Raw genomic sequence first — 16,782 nt, 5'->3', positions numbered from 1 at the left:
ATTTCCAAATCTTTCAATGCCCGCGTCATCGGTGGGCATTGCGGTGGCGGTAGACAGGTCAGATTGAGCAGCGCTGATTCAGTTTGCTTCCTCCAACACATTCAAGAGCTCAACGAACTGGCCTGTCAGCTTGTGATGCCTGTCGAGATGAATCAAGGGTAGGCACCGCTCATGGGATTCACGCATCTTAACCGAGTTGCCGAGATACACCGGGAGAATCGGCAACCCTTCCTTAATGAGCTCTTACAACAGATTGCGGTGGAAGCCCATCACCCAAAGCCTATTTCGACGCTTCAAAATAATTTGAACCGCTTTTAGACGCGCTCGCCTAATGATCAGCTTGTGGATCATCCCACAGGCAATTTTGCCAATAGCGGCATACTCCGAGAGGTGGGCAACGTGGCTAAAGACGAGAAGAAAAGCAAAGGTGAAGCTTCCAAAGCCAGCAAGGAATTAAAAGACAAAAAGTCATCACCGGCAAAGAAATCAGCTGCTGCCTCGGCTCTTTCGAAATCTTCCGAAAAGAAAGACAAGAAAAAAGATGCCGAACCGAAGAAATCTGCAAAAAAAGCTGATAGCAAGCCAGAAAAGGCTAAGAAATCAGAGAAGGCAGAAAAGCCGGAGAAAAAGAAAAAGTGACATCTGCTATCCGCTAGGGTTTTACGCCCTAGCTTCCGGTGGGCGTGGCTTGAACATGCCGTTGGCGATCATCGGTGCGGGCTCTTCATCCCTGTGCTGCTGGTACAGGAATTCGCGTATCGCTTCGGAGGTGCGCCTGGCGCTCGTCAGTGGCACATATCGATGACGTACCGCATGGATGTTCAATTTTTCTAGCGGTGCCCCCTGAGACGCCAGATGCTGCCGCGAATGATCCAAAAAATTCAGACGTATCGACATCAGGAGGAAAAAACTTCTGTGCGTTGTTGCGCTGGCTCTCTGTGTCTGAGCGGTTGCTGCCAAGCTAGTTGTGCCTGGACTTCAGCTGCTGCATCCAAGACTCTCTTCGCCCAAGTATCATCATCCGGACGTACTACAACGACCCGAAAACCGTGATCATAGCCCTCAATCTGCACGCCCTCGGAATCGTCGACATGCAAGTCGATATCAAATGCTGGCGGGAATTTCGAGGGGGAGTTCGAAAGCCCATGTGCCGTCAGGGCACGGTTATGCCGAACACTGTTGACCACACCGTCAACGTGGATACCATGCAGTAATAACCAGCGCCTGATGTACGAAGGTGTCCGACCGGACGACGTGTAGACCCAGACACTGCATCCCTGTCTGCGTAACTCTCGGGTCAGGTCGCGTGTTCCCATACGCAACGGCTCTCCCAGCCAACGATGAACAAAAGCCGGCAGCCTGCTGTGCTCGACAGCGCTGTGATGGGCCTGACAGGCTAACGTGTCATCTATATCGAACGAAATGCGTAGACGCTGACGCCTGAACAGGTGCATGGGCATAGCACACTGGATTGCCTGCCACACGCGATTGCTGGAAGTTCGGCATTTTTTAAGCGTCGGATACCAGCGCATCAATGGCCTCCCTGATAAACGGACAGCGGTGTTTCGCTCAGGAAAAACTCCATCAGATCCGGGGACTGCTCTTCCAGGAAGGCCGCATATTTTTTCTTGATCTTGGGCAATTCGTACAACGCCTTCACCCCGTGCTTGGCAGAGTTGCGTATGACCGAAGACGGGTTGAAGTAGCCCTCGGCGTTTTCCAGCGACAGCACAAACGGCGGCAAACCTGCGCGCATGAGCAAATAGCTGACAATGAGCGACCCGCTGCGGTTATTACCTTCAATGAACAATTGCGGCTTGCTGAGAATGCGAACATAGACACCGGCGGCACGCTTCCAGACAGATTCGCTGCGATACGCGCAATACCAATTGAACAAGTCCTTGATGCCGCCCTCAACGTTGTTGAAGAAGTGTTCCTCGGTAGCCGCAAGGTGTTGAGCGAATTCCAGTCGGCGCGCCGGATCTCGGCCACAGAGAACCGTGGCATTGATCTCCAGCATCAGGTTCAGGTGCTGAAGATCAAACAGGTCGACGCCACGTGCAACGTAGTCGTCAATCAGTGCATAGCCATCAAGTACATTGCACAGCACTTCGTCAGTCAAGGGATCACGCGGCTCGGTAAAATGCCTGCTGAGTTCAGCGAAGCGACCCTGCACTTCACGTAGCGCACGCTCAATCGCTGGCAAATCAAGACGACGCTTTGCAGGCATGGGCAATCTCGAAGAAATCATGTGTGAGAAAGTAAAACGACCGGATGAACGCCAAGGCGACTTGGCCATTGGCGGCATGCGGCATTGGTTGAACGTCGGTTAGCTAAACTTGCCGCTTATGTAGTCGCTCGTCAGTTGTTCGCGCGGACTGTCGAAAATCTGGGCAGTCGGGCCCATCTCAACCAGATAGCCTGTACGCGTTCCCTGCGAAATATCAACCGAGAAAAAAGCTGTCGTGTCAGCAACACGGATCGCCTGCTGCATATTGTGAGTTACCAGAGCAATGGTGTAATCCTTCTTCAACTCGACCATCAGTTCTTCGACCCGGCGGGTGGCAATCGGGTCGAGTGCCGAGCAGGGCTCATCCAGCAACAGCACTTCAGGTTCGGTCGCGATAGCGCGGGCGATACAAAGCCGTTGCTGCTGGCCTCCCGAAAGGGACAGACCGCTGACCTTGAGCTTGTCCTTGACCTCATCCCAAAGCGCCGCGCCCTGCAGGGCGTGCTTTACGCGATCACCCAGATCACCCTGGTAACGATTGAGGCGCAAGCCAAAAGCAACATTATCGAAAATGCTCATCGAGAACGGGTTCGGTTGTTGAAATACCATCCCGATGTAGCGGCGCACCACCACTGGATCAACGCCCTTGCCATAGACGTCTTGCCCGAGGAACTGCACATGGCCCTCGAAACGAAAGCCTTTTACCAGATCATTCATCCGATTGAGGCTGCGCAGGACAGTGCTCTTGCCGCAGCCGGAGGGGCCGATGAATCCGGTAATCTTGTTTTTTTCGATCGGTACATGGCTGTCGCGCACGGCCATGAAGTTGCCATAAAAAATCTTGTCCAGCTTGCAGTCCATGACCAATGGTGCCTGGATTTCAAACGGGGCAGTTTTTTGCACGGATAATACATTCACAGTTCAGATGCTCCCATTCTCAAAACTTTGGCTTGCCGAAAATACGGCTGACAACATTCACGACCAGCACGATCATCACCAGCACCAGCGAGGCCGCCCATGCGAGCTCAAGCTGATTGTCGAACGGCATACCAGAGAAGTTGTAAATCAGCACGGCAAGCGATGCGGTCGGATTCATCACCGCCAGACTGCCGTCGTGGTAGATCCAGTAGTTGCTGAACAGCGCAGTAAACAACAACGGCGCCGTCTCGCCCGCTGCGCGAGCCACGGCCAGCATGACGCCGGTGAGGATCGCCGGCAGGCCCGTTGGCAATACGATTTTCCAGATCACCTGCGAGCGGGTGCAGCCCATGCCATAGGCGGCATCCTTCATGATTTTTGGCACCATCCGCATCGACTCTTCAGCGGTCAGCACAACGATGGGCAGCATCAGTACCGCCAGTGCCACGCCACCTGCAGGTGCCGAGTAGGTACCGGTGGTCATCACCACCAGCGCGTAGGCAAAAACCCCGGCCAAAATCGAAGGCAGCCCCGTGAGCATCTTGGCGGCAAAGCGCGCGGCGTTAGCCAGCTTGCTGTCCGGGCCCAGCTCCGCCAGAAAGATCGCCGCCATGATGCCAACGGGAACCGCGATGGCGGCTGCGATACCGACCATGACAAAGGTGCCGGCCATCGCGTTGCCGAAGCCGCCGCCCGTCTCGAATCCGGTCGGCGGTAGTTCGGTGAATACCTCTAGACTAAGGCGAGCACCGCCTCGCGTGATGAGCATATAGAGCACGGAAATCAGCGGCACACTGGCCAGCAGAGCACCGCCCCAGACCAGCGTGGTCAACACCAGGCTGCGCAAGGCGCGGCCTTCAAACTTGCGCTGCAGACTTGGCAAAGCGGCTGTAGGAGAAGTAAGGTCTCTCATCATTTAGTACCACGCTGGGCATAGACCATTATCATGGATCCGATGACGTTCACTATGAGAGTGATCAACATCAGCACCAGTGCGGCATACATCAAAACCTCAATCTCGGTCGGCCCCGCTTCGGGAAAGTTCAGCGCCAACAACGCCGCCAGCGTATTGGCTGGTGCAAACAGAGAGAGAGAAATATTGTTTGAGTTTCCTACCAACATAGCCAGGGCCATCGTTTCACCCAGGGCCCGGCCCAGACCCAACACCAGCGAGCCAAAAATGCCTGTAGCAGCGGAGGGCACCATTACTTTGAGAATCGCTTCCCAATGGGTGGTACCCATCCCGTAGGCCGCCTGCTTGGTTTTCATCGGAACGCCGGTGAGGGCATCCTGTGAAACGGCAGCAATAGTCGGCAGGATCATGATGGCAAGTACTAATGCTGCAGGTAACAGTCCCGGCCCGCTCAAGGTCGTACCGAAAAAGGGTATCCAGCCAAGTTCGCTGTTTAACCAATCCGTGAGGGGGCGAATGGCCGGGATTACCACGTAGATTCCCCACAGACCATAAACGACGCTGGGAATGGCCGCGAGCAATTCGACAATGGTGCGAAAAATGGCCGCGAGTTGCGCAGGCAGGAAATCCTGGGTCAGGAAAATCGCCATGCTGACGCCGAAAAAACCTGCGATCGCTAACGCTATAAAGGCGCTGTAGAGCGTGCCCCAAATGGCCGGCAGAATGCCGTACTTGCCCTGATTCACATCCCAGACGGTACCTAAAAGGACGTCCAGACCGTGTTTCTCCATGCCTGGTAGTGCCTTGCGCCCTACCTCAAATACCAAGGCGAATACCAGCGCCAGAACGAGAACTACACCTATGCGCGCAAGCGCGCGGAAGGTGCGATCCACCAGAAAATCTTTCGCAGATGGGGGGCGGCAGGCAGAATCCGGATTAACCGGTACGACAAATGGCTTGTTCATGGGCTATTCCGGAGCGTAGGGGAAATCTCTTCGGCGAGGCTACAAGCACACGCCGAAAGAGGCCTCGCAAGCGTCACTGAATGTTGGCGGAAGCCTTGCGAACTTGATCGATAACCGATTGCGGCAGGGGAATGTAACCCATCGAATCGGCAATTTTCTGACCCTCTGTCAGACTGTATTCGACCATCTCACGCATGGCTTTGGCCTTGGCCGGGTTCTCGTTTTGCTTGCGGAAGATCATCCAGGTATAGGAAGTGATCGGGTACGACTTGGCACCGTCCGGATCAGGCAGCCAAGCCACCAGGCTCTCTGGCATCTTCACAGCAGCGAGAGCCTCGGCACCGCTCTCTGCGTTTGGCACAACGTACTGACCGGCCTTGTTTTGTAACTGGGCAAAGTCGACCTTGGCCAGTTTGGCGAAGCCGTATTCGATGTACCCAATGGCGCCCGGGGTCTGGCGTACGGTGGCCGTCACACCATCGTTCTTGGGCGATTTGATGAATTTGTCGCTGGCCGGCCAGTTGACGGTGTTGCCTTCACCTAACGCCTTATTGAACTCTGTATTAATTGCTGCCATGTGTTTGGTGAACACTGCGGTAGTACCGCTGGAGTCTGCACGCACGACAACGGTGATTGGCATATCCGGCAGTTTCAGCTCGGGATTGGCCGCGAGGAGCTGCGGATCATTCCATCGAGTGATCTTGCCGAGGAAGATGTTGGAATAAACATCGCGTGGCAATTTGAGCCCTTTGGGACTACCCGGCAGGTTATACGCCAGCACGATTTCACCAGCAGTCATCGGCAGCAATTGCGCGCCCTCGGCCACCTTGGCGATGTCCTCGTCTTTCATCGCCGAGTCACTGGCCGCGAAATCAACGGTTTTGTTCAAAAAGTCCTGTACACCCGCACCGCTGCCCTTGGATTGGTAATCCACAGTGACGCCAGCGCTTTTCTTGCTGAAATCCTTGAACCAGGTGAGATAAATCGGAGCCGGAAAACTGGCGCCGGAACCTGTCAGGCGAACGCTTTCCGCAGCAAAGGACACTGAGGTGGCACAAAGAGAAACCGTAATGGCAAGTGCAGCAGACTTCATGAAACTTTTCATCGAAGGAACTCCTTGTGATATCGGGCACCCAAACTCTGCAACAATTTTGTGACGCTTTTATGAAAATCGAATGGCATAAAAATGTCGCTGACATCACTTGTCTATCTAGGCAGCTATCACATGGCGCTGGTGGCCACACTCCTTATCTGGTTGCCCCAAATCACAAGTTGATGTAATTAATTCGTAACAAGTTACGACTAACACTTTGCCAGGCCCTTCCCGACACGAGTTCGTCCCATGCCCTCAATCGAAGACACCCTGATACAGCGCATCCACCGCGAGCTGCTCGATCACAGTGACGAAGAGCTGGAACTGGAATTATCCGAAGACGGGCATGACCTGAATGCGCTATTCGATGAACACGCCGAGGACGGAAGTGAGAAGGAAGCCCGACGACTCTACTTCAGCGAACTGTTCCGCCTGCAAGGCGAACTGGTGAAGCTGCAAAGCTGGGTGGTCAAGACTGGTCACAAAGTAGTGATTCTGTTCGAAGGACGTGATGCAGCCGGCAAAGGTGGTGTTATCAAGCGCATTACACAACGACTCAATCCTCGGGTCTGTCGTGTCGCCGCTCTGCCTGCACCCAATGACCGCGAACGTACCCAATGGTACTTCCAGCGCTACGTCTCGCACCTGCCGGCAGCTGGTGAAATAGTGCTCTTCGACCGTAGTTGGTACAACCGCGCCGGGGTCGAAAAGGTCATGGGGTTCTGCAATGACGATCAGTACGAAGAGTTTTTCCGCACGGTGCCAGAGTTTGAGCGGATGCTCGCTCGCTCCGGCATTCAGTTGATTAAATACTGGTTTTCCATTTCCGACCAGGAACAGCACCTGCGATTTCTCAGCCGCATCCATGACCCGCTTAAGCAGTGGAAACTCAGCCCCATGGATCTGGAATCCCGTCGGCGCTGGGAGGCCTACACCAAGGCCAAGGAAATCATGCTCGAACGCACCCACATCGCCGAAGCACCATGGTGGGTGGTGCAAGCCGACGACAAGAAAAAAGCCCGCCTCAACTGCATCCATCATCTGCTCGGGCAGATGCCCTACGAAGAAGTGGAGCTACCTATGATTGAACTGCCTCAGCGCGTGCGGCAGGAGGACTACTCCCGCAACCCGACGCCATCGGAACTCATCGTGCCTCAGGTCTACTAAGTCAGGTCGAACAGGGGCGCCCTGCAAAGAGCGCCCCGCCTTCGCAAGCCGAGCATGAGTATCCTTGGTGGTATTACAGCGCTGGGCAAGGGGCTGCTGCTCACCGCTTCTACATAGGAGCAGACAATAAACAGCTACACCAGAAAACTCATCGCATTCGAAGGCCAAAATTCGGGTCGTTGAATCGCGACAGGGAGACTGCTTGCCGACTCCGAAAGAATCCCAGGACGCACGCGCTCGCTTCTTGAGCAACAACCCGACCTTCAAGAAACGCATCCGCATGCTGAGTACCAATGAACAGCAGGAGCTGATTGAGCAGGCATACGAGAATGAAGCCGATAGACTGGGTGTAGGCTCTTGGGAGTTGACACTGCAATTGATTGCGACCTCCGAAGAACAGGCGCACCAACGTATTCTTGCCGCGCACAAGGAGATAGCCGAAATGGTCAACGTGTCATGGGCTGATTACTGTCGGTTGCACAACATAACGGGATAGCTTTGATGATTCTGCACGTCCTCTCTGACGCTGCTAGTCTTTCAGTTCATTCTGAGGAAATGTCGCCATGTCATCCCCTCCCCAACTACCGGACATACTCGAAACCCTCCACGAAAACCAACTCGCGCTGGCCGATGCCATTGAGTCGATAGCAATGTGGATAGATCAAAGGGGATCTACTGGCGTTTCCAGCAACGCCCTTGGCGCTATCGCCACGCTCGACTTGAATGCCGAATCCGTCAGAAAGGGCATTGAGGCACTGAGAAAAGCCATCAGATGAATCCTACCAGCCAATTCTCTGGATCACTTGAGAGTCGAAAATTAGGCGTCGAAAGGGTACGAGCTCTTTTGTTTAGGCTCGTCATTGACCCGAGCTACCTCATGAAAGGATTCTCGTGATGCTGATCAGAATCGAAGAAGCGAACACGCCCGAAGGTTGGCTTGTGTGGATGGATGCATGGTGCGTCAAATTTCGCAGCTATGCCGAAGCTGAAGCGTTCGTAAAAACGCTGGAAGTTCGTGTAAATGCAGCCCACCCTTTGCCTATCAGCATAAACAGACCTGTGGTTGAGCTGTCTTAAGGTACAGGCATCGATGGACAAAGAACCATCATCGATTTGTAACTTTCGGCCCGCAATACTCAGACCATTCAAAACGCGCTCATTCTTTTGCTGCCACTTTAGGCAGCTTCTTTTTGCCCGAAGATTTTGGCAGCCGTGTTGCCAAGTCTTTCAACTGGATCTCAGCTTTTTCAAGTGCGGTAGCTGCGCAGCTCTGCCAAACCTTTTCCAGCGGGCGCAGGTCAGATTCGATCAGCACCTTTTGACACCATTGATAATGATCATGCCAGGAGCCTAAAGCCGATTGCAGTGCTTTTAGAGAACTCGCAGCTTTACGCGAAAGCGGTGAAAGGCTAGGAAACGCTTCCGTGAGGTAGCGCGTGCGCTTGACCAGGATTCTCAACTCGTGTCGATCAAATCCAGCGTCATCCACAGCAGCATGCAGCCGGTCGATCTGCTTTTTTAGCGCTTTTTCAATTTGAGGCTGGACGTGCTTTAAACCGCCGTTGACTTCAACTGAACGAAAAACAGTAGGCCACTCGTCCAACTGAATGAACAAGTTGTTGAGGTGTGGGCTTTTTAGAATCTTGGAGTAGTTAGATGCCAAGCGCGCTTTTCTGAGCTGAACTTGGGCAAGAAAGCCCCTGCTCTCCAGTTCTTGAATCATCACCTCCAGATCGCGAGTGGGTGTGGTTATCCTTCCCACCTCAGCTGCCGCGATGTTCAGCGCCACCACCTCGCTCATGGTGCGCATCGGTCGCAGTAAGCTCCTGATGCGCCTCACAGCTATCCTGAGGTCATGCAAAGCCTCGCTATCAGTCCTCGCCTCTAACCGAGCACGGGAGTGATACAGGGCAACCTGAAGAGCCAGTATCTCAGCAACGAACTTGTCTACAAAGGACATGCGGTCATCTCTTTGAAACGCTATGGACACGAGATTAGCAGAAGCGTAGATCGCCAAATATTGATCCAGCTTAAGAACTGCTACGCGCCATCGGCAATCGCTTGAAAGAATAAACGCATCAAGAGCGATAACTACGAGCACGCCAAAGGAAAAAGGCCGCAGAGGCGGCCTTGTTCTTGTTTACATCTCCACCTGAGTCCCCAGTTCAATCACCCTGTTTAGCGGCAATCTGAAATATTTCAGGTTGCTGTTGGCATTCTTCAGCAGGAACGCGAACAGACTTTCTCGCCAGCGCGCCATACCAATGCGCTTGGTAGGGATCACCGTCTCCCGACTGAGGAAATAGGTCGTGCGCATCAGGCTGAAATCCAGCTCATTCAAGTGGCAAAGACTCAAGGCCGTCGGTACATCTGGCTCCTCCATGAAACCGAAGTGCAGACTGACTCGGAAGAAACCTTCACCATAAGCTTCAACCTCAAACCGTCGAGCAGCAGGCACCCGAGGACTGTCTTCGGACACCACGGTTAGAAGTACCACCTGCTCGTGCAAAACCTGGTTGTGTAGCAGATTGTGCAGTAGCGCATGCGGAACAGCATCGGCCCTGGCCGTCAGAAAAACCGCCGTTCCCTGCACCCGATGCGGAGGCTGCGAACGAATGCTGCTGATGAACAACGGCAGAGGCAGCGCGGTCTCGTCCAACCGCTCGACGATGATTTTTCGCCCTCGCTTCCAGGTGGTCATCAAGATGAACAGGCCAATGCCGGCGATCACCGGAAACGCACCGCCCTGAAAAATCTTCGGAGCATTGGCGACAAAGTACAGACCGTCTACCAGCAAAAATCCGAGCAGCATCGGGATGGCCAGCCAGCGCGGCGTTTTCCAAAGAAGCAGGACGACCGCCGAAGACAGAATGGTCGTGATCAACATGGTGCCCGTCACAGCGACCCCATAGGCAGCGGCCAAGGCACTGGACGACTCGAAGCCGATCACCAGCAGCACAACACCGACCATCAACGCCCAATTAACCGTGCCGATGTAAATCTGACCCTGCTCTTGGCTGGAGGTGTGCTGGACAAACATCCGAGGGACGTAACCTAGCTGGATGGCCTGGCGCGTCAGGGAGAAAGCACCAGAGATTACTGCTTGAGAAGCGATGATGGTCGCCAGTGTGGAAAGCGCAACCATTGGCAGCAGTGCCCAGCTTGGCGCGAGCAGATAGAACGGATTGCGCACCGCCTCCGGGTTCTCCAGGATCAGGGCGCCTTGGCCAAAATAATTGAGCACCAGGCCCGGCAACACCAGAATGAACCAGGCACGGGAAATCGGTTTGCGACCAAAGTGGCCCATGTCGGCATACAGCGCTTCAGCACCGGTCAATGCCAACACGACGGCGCCCAGAATCGCCACACCCATTCCCGGATGTACGACAAAGAATTGCACAGCCCAAGCAGGGTTAAGCGCTTCCAACACTTCGGGGCGCTGCAAAATGCCGTAGATTCCGAGCGCGCCCAGTACCACAAACCACAGCACCATGACCGGGCCAAACAGGATACCGATGCGAGCTGTGCCATGTTTCTGTATCAGGAACAGCGCCACCAGCACGATCACTGACAAGGGCACAACCCAGCGCTCTATTCCGTCAAACGCCAGCTGTAACCCCTCAACTGCCGATAGGTGTTTTTCAGGATGCCTTTGTCTAAGGTGAAGTCAGCACTGCTGATTGGTTAGATGAGCACACCAGTGCGGGGACTAGGAAAATGTCCAATAGATATGCTGGAAACGCGGGTGGAAACTCAAGCCGTACTGGATCTGATTGGCCGGCTGGAAAATGGGGTACTTGCTTAAGGGTTCCCCTTATGATCGCGACTGAACGGGAGACAATACCATGCACACTCAAGTGAAAACTCCACCGGAACAGCCACTGGCCGATGCCCTAAAGAAGCAACAGTGCGAGCAATGGCTGGCAGAGAACAGCGAAGCCGTAAATACCTACAACGAAGAAGTGGAAGCCCACGGTGTGTTCAGCGATCACGTACGGAGCTTCTGATGCCTGAGCGAGTTTTAAAACTCCCCAGAAACGACAGTGGCCGAGACTTGAAGGGACAGAGCAGCGAGTCTGTAAGCTAAGGCGCCCTCACCCAAGCCGGGGGAAAGGTGATCTAAAAAGAGCGTAAGCGCCTCAAAACCCAATTACACACCCATTCACACCCATTCACACCCATTCACACCCATTTAACGCCATTCTGCCTAGTAAATAGTGATCACATGTAATGCCCTCCCCAAAGCTGATCAAATCGAGTCGTGAAGCTCTGGCTGATCATCTCCCAGCTCACCCCAATCTGGGTTGGTTGGCACATTCACCAAGCAAAGTGCTCCCCTGCCCCATTGCTCATTGATGGAATCCAGTACGTTCATGACCTTTTTTGAAGCGACGGGTTGGGAGAGGGAACAAGGTCATCAGTGTGTTCGCTTTCTCTCAGAGGTTGCCCAAAAGAACCTCCACCATAGTGCGCCTGAGCCCTGTACCGATCCATTTCCGCTGCTGCAGTCCAAGTCATCATGCGCATGCCTTCTTTCGGATGCCCCGATCATTTTTTGCAGCTGCGCTGAAAGCTGCCTTGGCGCATATATGGCAAAATGCCTGTCCAGCTAAAGGAAGCGTAAATGAATCAGCAAATCCAGGATCTAATTTACCTTAGCAACATGATGAAGGCATTAGCGCCAATCTTTTTTACCACCGTGATCTTTGCCCATGCTGCCGTACAATCAAAGGACAAAAGCCTCACCTTCTACAATTTCGCATGCCATCTAAATCCTCGCCGAGGGCTGTTCTCTCAATATCCTCTACTGTTCTGGTTATCAACGATATTCTTGTATTTTCTCGCGGCAGGCTACGCTTGTTGGTCGACCTACACCCTATCCTTTACTCCTAAAGGATTTGATACCTTCATCGAGATAAGTAAATTTCCACTTGGAGTGCTGTCGTTAACAATTCCAGTCGGTGTTTTCATTAGCAGGTTGCACAGTACCCAGCAGACAGCGGCGCAGATAGAGGCGACCGACATGAAGAACCGGTTGGATGCTTTTCATGCACAGCGAAAAGGAATAGTTGAGTACATTGCGTCATTGGGGACTATCAAACTGGCGCACCAGGTGTCACTAAAACTCCAGATCAACCAAGCCTTCCATTCAGCGGTTTTCTGTAACTCAACGCACACGACGGGCGCAATGGAAGCGGACGCAAAAGTGATGAGAGATATCGTCCGGCGAGTGGATTATATATTAGATAACCTCTCATTTTTTTTACCGACCTTAGAGCTACTGAAAGACCGAACTCTCCGTAAGCCAACTAAAAATCACGACGGAATTTACCTGGAGATCATGAAGTCATTAAACGATCTTTGCGCCAAACTGAGCATCGCGGACTATGTTGTAGATACACAACAGGAACGCTCGATGTTTAAAATGACTCTGCTTAGCGGTCAGGAAGAGCGACACATTCGCTTGGCGAACAACTACTACGAGTTGATCGCAATCTTAAACTACTGCATTACCGTCAGTTACTATGCCATGGCTTCTGAAAACCGCAGTGAAGATGGCTTGATGATGCTCCTACAGGTAGAGCAACTCAAGAAGGAGCTATATACGCTGGGTCTTGAAGTATCGCAGTGGGTTGATCAGATACAAATATACTCAACGAAAGCAATCATCTCTCCACAGCCACTTTCCGAAGCTGTCAGCGAGGCATCGTTACTTGGTTGTCCTTCCCCATAACATCCAAACCCAATGAGGAACCTTGCTGAAGCTCAGCGAAGGTTCCTCCAGCATTCAACTCGATACTTATGCCAATCCAATTCCCCAGCGAGGCACTTGTAGGGCTTCAGTTAAGCGAACAGAGTCTTTTTCGCGTGAACAGCAGCGACTTGATCCGATGTGGCGTCCCCGACACTCCACTCGATGTACTTGCCCCAAGAACTCCAGATACGCGTGCCAAGTTAACTGGAAGAATCTGCAAGTTCTAAGCAGAGCTGAGCGGCCTGCTTTGAGCTCAAAAGAAATTCATCGTTACCCTTCACGAACTCGATAACACCATCCGGCCTAGTTTTAAAGAAAACCACGTTGGCGGGATAATCAAAATCCTCCCCTGTTCCCTCGTAGATCCAACCCATCGCGAAAAAACTGTGGTCTGCCTCCGGGGTGTAAAGCGTGACTTCCCTGATACCCATACGCGATGTCTTTTTAGGTATTGCACTGACACTGTGAATCTTCTCATTACACCATGCCATATCGAATTCCCCGAGATCGGTGCGTAGAGCTGACATGAAAAAGCCTTGAGCGAGGAGATCGGCTTGAATTTGGCTCAAGTGAAAGACGCACTCATCAATTTTTAGTATGACTTGGTCTCCATCCCTAAAGGCACCTACAAGACTTGAAATCTCGTAGGCTTTTCGGCCTCGGTGAAAATTATGTGCGTGAGTAGATTCTTGCGAGGAGATGGTAGTCATATATCTTGAGCCTCAAGGTATGTTTATTTGTTAAACGGCTCAAAACTGAGAATACTTTAGCTCCAATCAAAAATATTTTTGAGTATGGTACTGCGTTGTGAAAAGCAGCACAAACAATACAGCTCAATATTGACCGCTGGCCAATAATCGATATTATTGACCTTGTGCACGACGCCCACTCTCTATGTTCAGGAACAAATTCTTAAGGGCGTCGCATGAAATTTCTTATCAGCTTCATCCGTATCGATACGACCATATCCGACGGCTTCTGGGTAAATGGCTCTGCATTGAGTTGCATGTATCATGAATACGTGAGTACCGACACGCATGATTATCAAGATTGCAGCAATTCCAGCGAAATCGAAGCAGCCTTCGAATCCAAGAAGAATTATGCAGAGGATGGTGAAAGTCTCCTTTGTCCTCAAAGCAAAATCAAAGTGCTTCGGATCGAGCCAGTACCTGATGCAGGCTGATGTTGCCAGTACCTTCCCTGTTCGACTAACGTGGAAGAGGCTTTAGGTGTAATCGTCGTTCTCTTCCTTGATATGCCATTCGCCGAACGCACCTAAGTGAATATTCCTACAAGGGATCGTTGAGAGAATGCCCTGAGCAAGAAGCATCCGGGAGATTTCGTGCATTAACTCCGCGATCTCCCAGCTCTTTTTTTGAGAATGATTGACGGTGGTTACGAATTCGTTGAGATCAAAGTCCATCTCAACCAAGAATGGCCCGAATCGGTGATAGTTCTCAAATACTCCAGATGGAATGCAAATGACTTCGCCCTTTTTGAAAGGTTTGATTGCCATAAAGCCTCCTGGACGCTGAATCAGGTCTGCGAGGGCACGAGTGAGAAACTCATTGAATCGAATGGGGTGGCTCGTGAGCCTCCTGGCTCGATACTTTTAGAAAGTCGCGCAGAGTTTGCCGGCCGATGTCACGCTGAAATGTCGCGATGACGTATCGCGAGTTCAGTGTATTGAGAACCCAAAATCGACCTTCACGCCGAGCGCAAATGATGTCAGAGGTATGCATGTAATGACCATCATCGAAGCGACCGAATGGGCCTTTCCGTACGTGGCCGAAGACGACTCCCACTGCACTTTTACCAACGATGGCCACATGATTCAGATAAGCCGTCACTGGAAGATCAAAACCTTGCGCTTGCGCCTTATGAATTCGAAGTAGATCGAAATTTGATAGTCGTTTGCTGTGAAACGTCATTTCGGTACCGCTCATACGAAAGCTCCGTTTGGCCGTGGTCAGCTTCAGACTGGACGAATGCGACTTGAGTGGAAAATTTCTTTCAGATTGGAAACCAATGCTCGGTTGAAATCTTTACGATGCGAGTCGTGGTACACGGCACCGGTTTCCACTTCGATAATGCAAACGACGCACTCAAGTTCATCTTCCCCCACAGACACCCTGGTAAGTGGTTCCATACTCGGTATCCCTCCCCCATTCATGTAGGCTGGGATTACTACTTGGGCACCGATAACCACCATTGTGGGATCTTTGGAGTTCAATACCGCTTCCAGCTGATGTTCATCGTTGATCATCAACTCGTACTCGACCTGTCGACCTTCCAACTCATGATGAACAGTGACGTAGTACCAGTGCATTCGGAGCACTCGCGACACGGTGTGCCAGTGAGCCAGGCCTGCCCCGAACATTCCGGGTACTCCTAAAAGGTCGCTGTCTTGTGTTCTGAACATGTCGAATCTCTAGTATTTGCAACGGCCGCAGCCACTGGATTAGAAAAAAGAAAAGATTGTTTCCAAACTCGCTTTCTTCTCATGGCCTGGGCCCTTGAGCACGTAAACCGTATTCCTGGTTTCAAAAAGAAAACCGTTTTCAAACGAAATCGCTAGCGTGGAACGCACCCAATCGCCGACATCAAATCTTCTCTGGCTATCAAACAGGACGTTGTGAGCGAAAGCGATCATAGGTAACTGACCGGCTGCGTGGATCTTGATCAGTTCGTCCTCTGTGGCGTCAACCTTGAAGATTGTCCAGTCCTCGACTAAGCAATACGGCTTGCGGGGGAATTGAGCTTGCACGAGTCCGATGAGAATTTCGTCTGAGCCTAACGCTCCATGCAGGGGTTCGCCGGGGCCGGAAAGTAGCTCGCTGCTTGGTGAAAGATCGGTCACCGGTATTCCTCTGAAGTGACAATTCATGAAAATTGTTAGGGCTAGGTAATCACCGGTCTTTAGTGATAGAAGCCCCTGAAATCTTGGGGTGAGTTGCTGTGGCCCAGTATTTTTTTATACGGCGCCGCTTTTTGCCCCGCAACAATCAATATATATATTTGAACGGGGCAAAGCAAACGAGGCATACCGTCTTTTTTTATGGAGATGGCAAATGTCGTTGCGTCGCCCGTTCGCGGCTGTCCTTCAGCTGTTACGTAACCGTCAAGATCTCTCTCAGAAGGCAATTTCTGGGGCAGTGGCGCAGTCTCATGTGAGCCTGCTTGAAACGGCTAAAATTACGGCGACAGTCGATGTCATGGAGGACTTAGCAAGCGCACTTAATGTTCAACCTACCTCCTTCTTTGCCATGGTGAATGCGGCTAAGCAAAGGGGAACGCCCAGAGAGATTCTGCTATCAGCAATTGCTGAACTCGAAGGCCTAGATCTAGCTGATGAAATACCGCCAGCGGAGGCATTGGAACTTGAGGCTCGGAAACTGACAGCTGCAAGAGAAAAATGGCGAGCGATTCAAGTGCTAAAAGCTAAAGGATTCACTCAGCGTCAGGTTGCAGATGAGCTCGGTTACGCAAAAACCACGGTGGGACGTCTGTGGAATGAAGAGCCGGGAGGTTGAAGAGTAAGACGGAAAGCTCAGTGAACTGAGTCGCTCCTTGCAGCTTTCCACCGTGCAATGGGTCACTCACATGAATCCTCCAGACGATCTGCATATTGCTCACCTGTGAACATAGATAATTTCGGATGAGCGAGACCTGCAAGGCACGTAAATCAATGGCTTGATTGCGTGAGCCACCTACACACCTACACAGGTTGGTGTCGGATCT

Annotated in this window: 22 protein-coding genes and 3 pseudogenes; 10 read left to right on the top strand and 15 right to left on the bottom strand. The window is 52.2% G+C overall.

What is annotated here, in order from left to right:
• Positions 1–78: 78 nt before the first annotated feature.
• Positions 79–243: pseudogene (locus ACA048_RS06765) on the bottom strand (ParA family protein); the annotation flags it as partial.
• Positions 244–390: 147 nt separating this feature from the next.
• Here ACA048_RS06765 and ACA048_RS06760 point away from each other — a divergent pair.
• Positions 391–639 (top strand): hypothetical protein, encoded by a 249-nt coding sequence (locus ACA048_RS06760; RefSeq protein WP_497349922.1) that lies wholly within the window; start codon positions 391–393, stop codon positions 637–639.
• Between the two features lie 257 nt (positions 640–896).
• On the opposite strand, the gene ACA048_RS06755 is transcribed toward ACA048_RS06760, so the two are convergent.
• The 6 genes from ACA048_RS06755 to pstS form a co-directional block, all read right to left on the bottom strand.
• The gene (locus tag ACA048_RS06755) at positions 897–1,532 is read right to left on the bottom strand and encodes a hypothetical protein (protein ID WP_497628453.1); all 636 of its coding nucleotides are present in this window, start codon (positions 1,530–1,532) and stop codon (positions 897–899) included.
• Positions 1,532–2,230, bottom strand: coding sequence for a hypothetical protein (locus ACA048_RS06750; RefSeq protein ID WP_497349924.1), 699 nt, complete (start codon positions 2,228–2,230; stop codon positions 1,532–1,534). The genes ACA048_RS06755 and ACA048_RS06750 overlap by 1 nt, the downstream gene beginning before the upstream one ends.
• Before the next feature lie 99 nt (positions 2,231–2,329).
• On the bottom strand, positions 2,330–3,091 hold the full coding sequence (gene pstB / locus ACA048_RS06745; protein ID WP_497349926.1) for a phosphate ABC transporter ATP-binding protein PstB: 762 nt from the start codon (positions 3,089–3,091) through the stop codon (positions 2,330–2,332).
• A 76-nt stretch (positions 3,092–3,167) separates the two neighbouring features.
• Positions 3,168–4,061: a phosphate ABC transporter permease PstA gene (gene pstA / locus ACA048_RS06740; protein WP_497340281.1), complete on the bottom strand. Its 894-nt coding sequence runs from the start codon at positions 4,059–4,061 to the stop codon at positions 3,168–3,170.
• Entirely contained in the window at positions 4,061–5,026 is a 966-nt protein-coding gene (gene pstC / locus ACA048_RS06735; RefSeq protein WP_497340283.1) for a phosphate ABC transporter permease subunit PstC, read from the bottom strand. The genes pstA and pstC overlap by 1 nt, the downstream gene beginning before the upstream one ends.
• Positions 5,027–5,099: 73 nt before the next feature.
• On the bottom strand, positions 5,100–6,131 hold the full coding sequence (gene pstS, locus ACA048_RS06730) for a phosphate ABC transporter substrate-binding protein PstS (protein ID WP_497628452.1): 1,032 nt from the start codon (positions 6,129–6,131) through the stop codon (positions 5,100–5,102).
• A gap of 237 nt (positions 6,132–6,368) precedes the next feature.
• Between pstS and ppk2 the strand changes: the two genes are divergently transcribed.
• The 4 genes from ppk2 (at position 6,369) to ACA048_RS06710 (ending at position 8,363) form a co-directional block, all read left to right on the top strand.
• Positions 6,369–7,286, top strand: coding sequence for a polyphosphate kinase 2 (gene ppk2 / locus ACA048_RS06725; RefSeq protein WP_497628451.1), 918 nt, complete (start codon positions 6,369–6,371; stop codon positions 7,284–7,286).
• A 202-nt stretch (positions 7,287–7,488) separates the two neighbouring features.
• Positions 7,489–7,782 (top strand): DUF6388 family protein, encoded by a 294-nt coding sequence (locus ACA048_RS06720; RefSeq protein WP_497628450.1) that lies wholly within the window; start codon positions 7,489–7,491, stop codon positions 7,780–7,782.
• A gap of 67 nt (positions 7,783–7,849) precedes the next feature.
• Complete coding sequence (locus ACA048_RS06715) at positions 7,850–8,062, top strand: hypothetical protein (protein ID WP_497628449.1); 213 nt, start codon at positions 7,850–7,852, stop codon at positions 8,060–8,062.
• 118 nt (positions 8,063–8,180) lie between these two features.
• A complete protein-coding gene (locus ACA048_RS06710; RefSeq protein WP_497628448.1) occupies positions 8,181–8,363 on the top strand; it encodes a hypothetical protein in 183 nt (60 codons plus the stop codon).
• 79 nt (positions 8,364–8,442) lie between these two features.
• On the opposite strand, the gene ACA048_RS06705 is transcribed toward ACA048_RS06710, so the two are convergent.
• Positions 8,443–9,246: a CHAD domain-containing protein gene (locus ACA048_RS06705; RefSeq protein ID WP_497628447.1), complete on the bottom strand. Its 804-nt coding sequence runs from the start codon at positions 9,244–9,246 to the stop codon at positions 8,443–8,445.
• Between the two features lie 180 nt (positions 9,247–9,426).
• Positions 9,427–10,920 (bottom strand): annotated as a pseudogene (locus tag ACA048_RS06700) (potassium transporter Kup); the annotation flags it as partial.
• A gap of 54 nt (positions 10,921–10,974) precedes the next feature.
• On the opposite strand from ACA048_RS06700, the pseudogene ACA048_RS06695 reads away from it, so the two are divergent.
• A pseudogene (locus tag ACA048_RS06695) lies at positions 10,975–11,091 on the top strand (antitoxin Xre/MbcA/ParS toxin-binding domain-containing protein); the annotation flags it as partial.
• A gap of 40 nt (positions 11,092–11,131) precedes the next feature.
• Positions 11,132–11,293: a type II toxin-antitoxin system CcdA family antitoxin gene (locus tag ACA048_RS06690; RefSeq protein ID WP_497628446.1), complete on the top strand. Its 162-nt coding sequence runs from the start codon at positions 11,132–11,134 to the stop codon at positions 11,291–11,293.
• A gap of 242 nt (positions 11,294–11,535) precedes the next feature.
• Here ACA048_RS06690 and ACA048_RS06685 read toward each other — a convergent pair whose 3' ends face one another.
• The gene (locus ACA048_RS06685) at positions 11,536–11,661 is read right to left on the bottom strand and encodes a DUF4113 domain-containing protein (protein WP_497628445.1); all 126 of its coding nucleotides are present in this window, start codon (positions 11,659–11,661) and stop codon (positions 11,536–11,538) included.
• A gap of 249 nt (positions 11,662–11,910) precedes the next feature.
• On the opposite strand from ACA048_RS06685, the gene ACA048_RS06680 reads away from it, so the two are divergent.
• On the top strand, positions 11,911–13,020 hold the full coding sequence (locus ACA048_RS06680; RefSeq protein ID WP_497628444.1) for a hypothetical protein: 1,110 nt from the start codon (positions 11,911–11,913) through the stop codon (positions 13,018–13,020).
• A gap of 221 nt (positions 13,021–13,241) precedes the next feature.
• On the opposite strand, the gene ACA048_RS06675 is transcribed toward ACA048_RS06680, so the two are convergent.
• Complete coding sequence (locus ACA048_RS06675; protein ID WP_497628443.1) at positions 13,242–13,751, bottom strand: hypothetical protein; 510 nt, start codon at positions 13,749–13,751, stop codon at positions 13,242–13,244.
• 215 nt (positions 13,752–13,966) lie between these two features.
• Here ACA048_RS06675 and ACA048_RS06670 point away from each other — a divergent pair, with 215 nt between their 5' ends.
• A complete protein-coding gene (locus ACA048_RS06670; protein WP_497628442.1) occupies positions 13,967–14,224 on the top strand; it encodes a hypothetical protein in 258 nt (85 codons plus the stop codon).
• A gap of 42 nt (positions 14,225–14,266) precedes the next feature.
• Here the strand turns inward: ACA048_RS06670 and ACA048_RS06665 are convergent, their stop codons facing one another.
• From ACA048_RS06665 to ACA048_RS06650, 4 genes are read right to left on the bottom strand one after another with little or no spacing between them, the layout of a single operon-like run.
• Complete coding sequence (locus ACA048_RS06665) at positions 14,267–14,557, bottom strand: hypothetical protein (protein WP_497628441.1); 291 nt, start codon at positions 14,555–14,557, stop codon at positions 14,267–14,269.
• A gap of 49 nt (positions 14,558–14,606) precedes the next feature.
• On the bottom strand, positions 14,607–14,987 hold the full coding sequence (locus tag ACA048_RS06660; protein ID WP_497628440.1) for a hypothetical protein: 381 nt from the start codon (positions 14,985–14,987) through the stop codon (positions 14,607–14,609).
• A gap of 29 nt (positions 14,988–15,016) precedes the next feature.
• Entirely contained in the window at positions 15,017–15,463 is a 447-nt protein-coding gene (locus ACA048_RS06655) for a hypothetical protein (RefSeq protein ID WP_497628439.1), read from the bottom strand.
• Between the two features lie 39 nt (positions 15,464–15,502).
• A complete protein-coding gene (locus tag ACA048_RS06650; RefSeq protein WP_497628438.1) occupies positions 15,503–15,901 on the bottom strand; it encodes a DUF6957 family protein in 399 nt (132 codons plus the stop codon).
• A gap of 211 nt (positions 15,902–16,112) precedes the next feature.
• On the opposite strand from ACA048_RS06650, the gene ACA048_RS06645 reads away from it, so the two are divergent.
• Positions 16,113–16,574, top strand: a complete 462-nt coding sequence (locus tag ACA048_RS06645) for a helix-turn-helix domain-containing protein (RefSeq protein ID WP_497628437.1) — start codon at positions 16,113–16,115, stop codon at positions 16,572–16,574.
• Positions 16,575–16,782 lie beyond the last annotated feature (208 nt).

It is taken from the genome of Pseudomonas sp. LBUM1659 (assembly GCF_059716045.1).
This window is presented reverse-complemented; position numbering and strand designations above follow the sequence as displayed.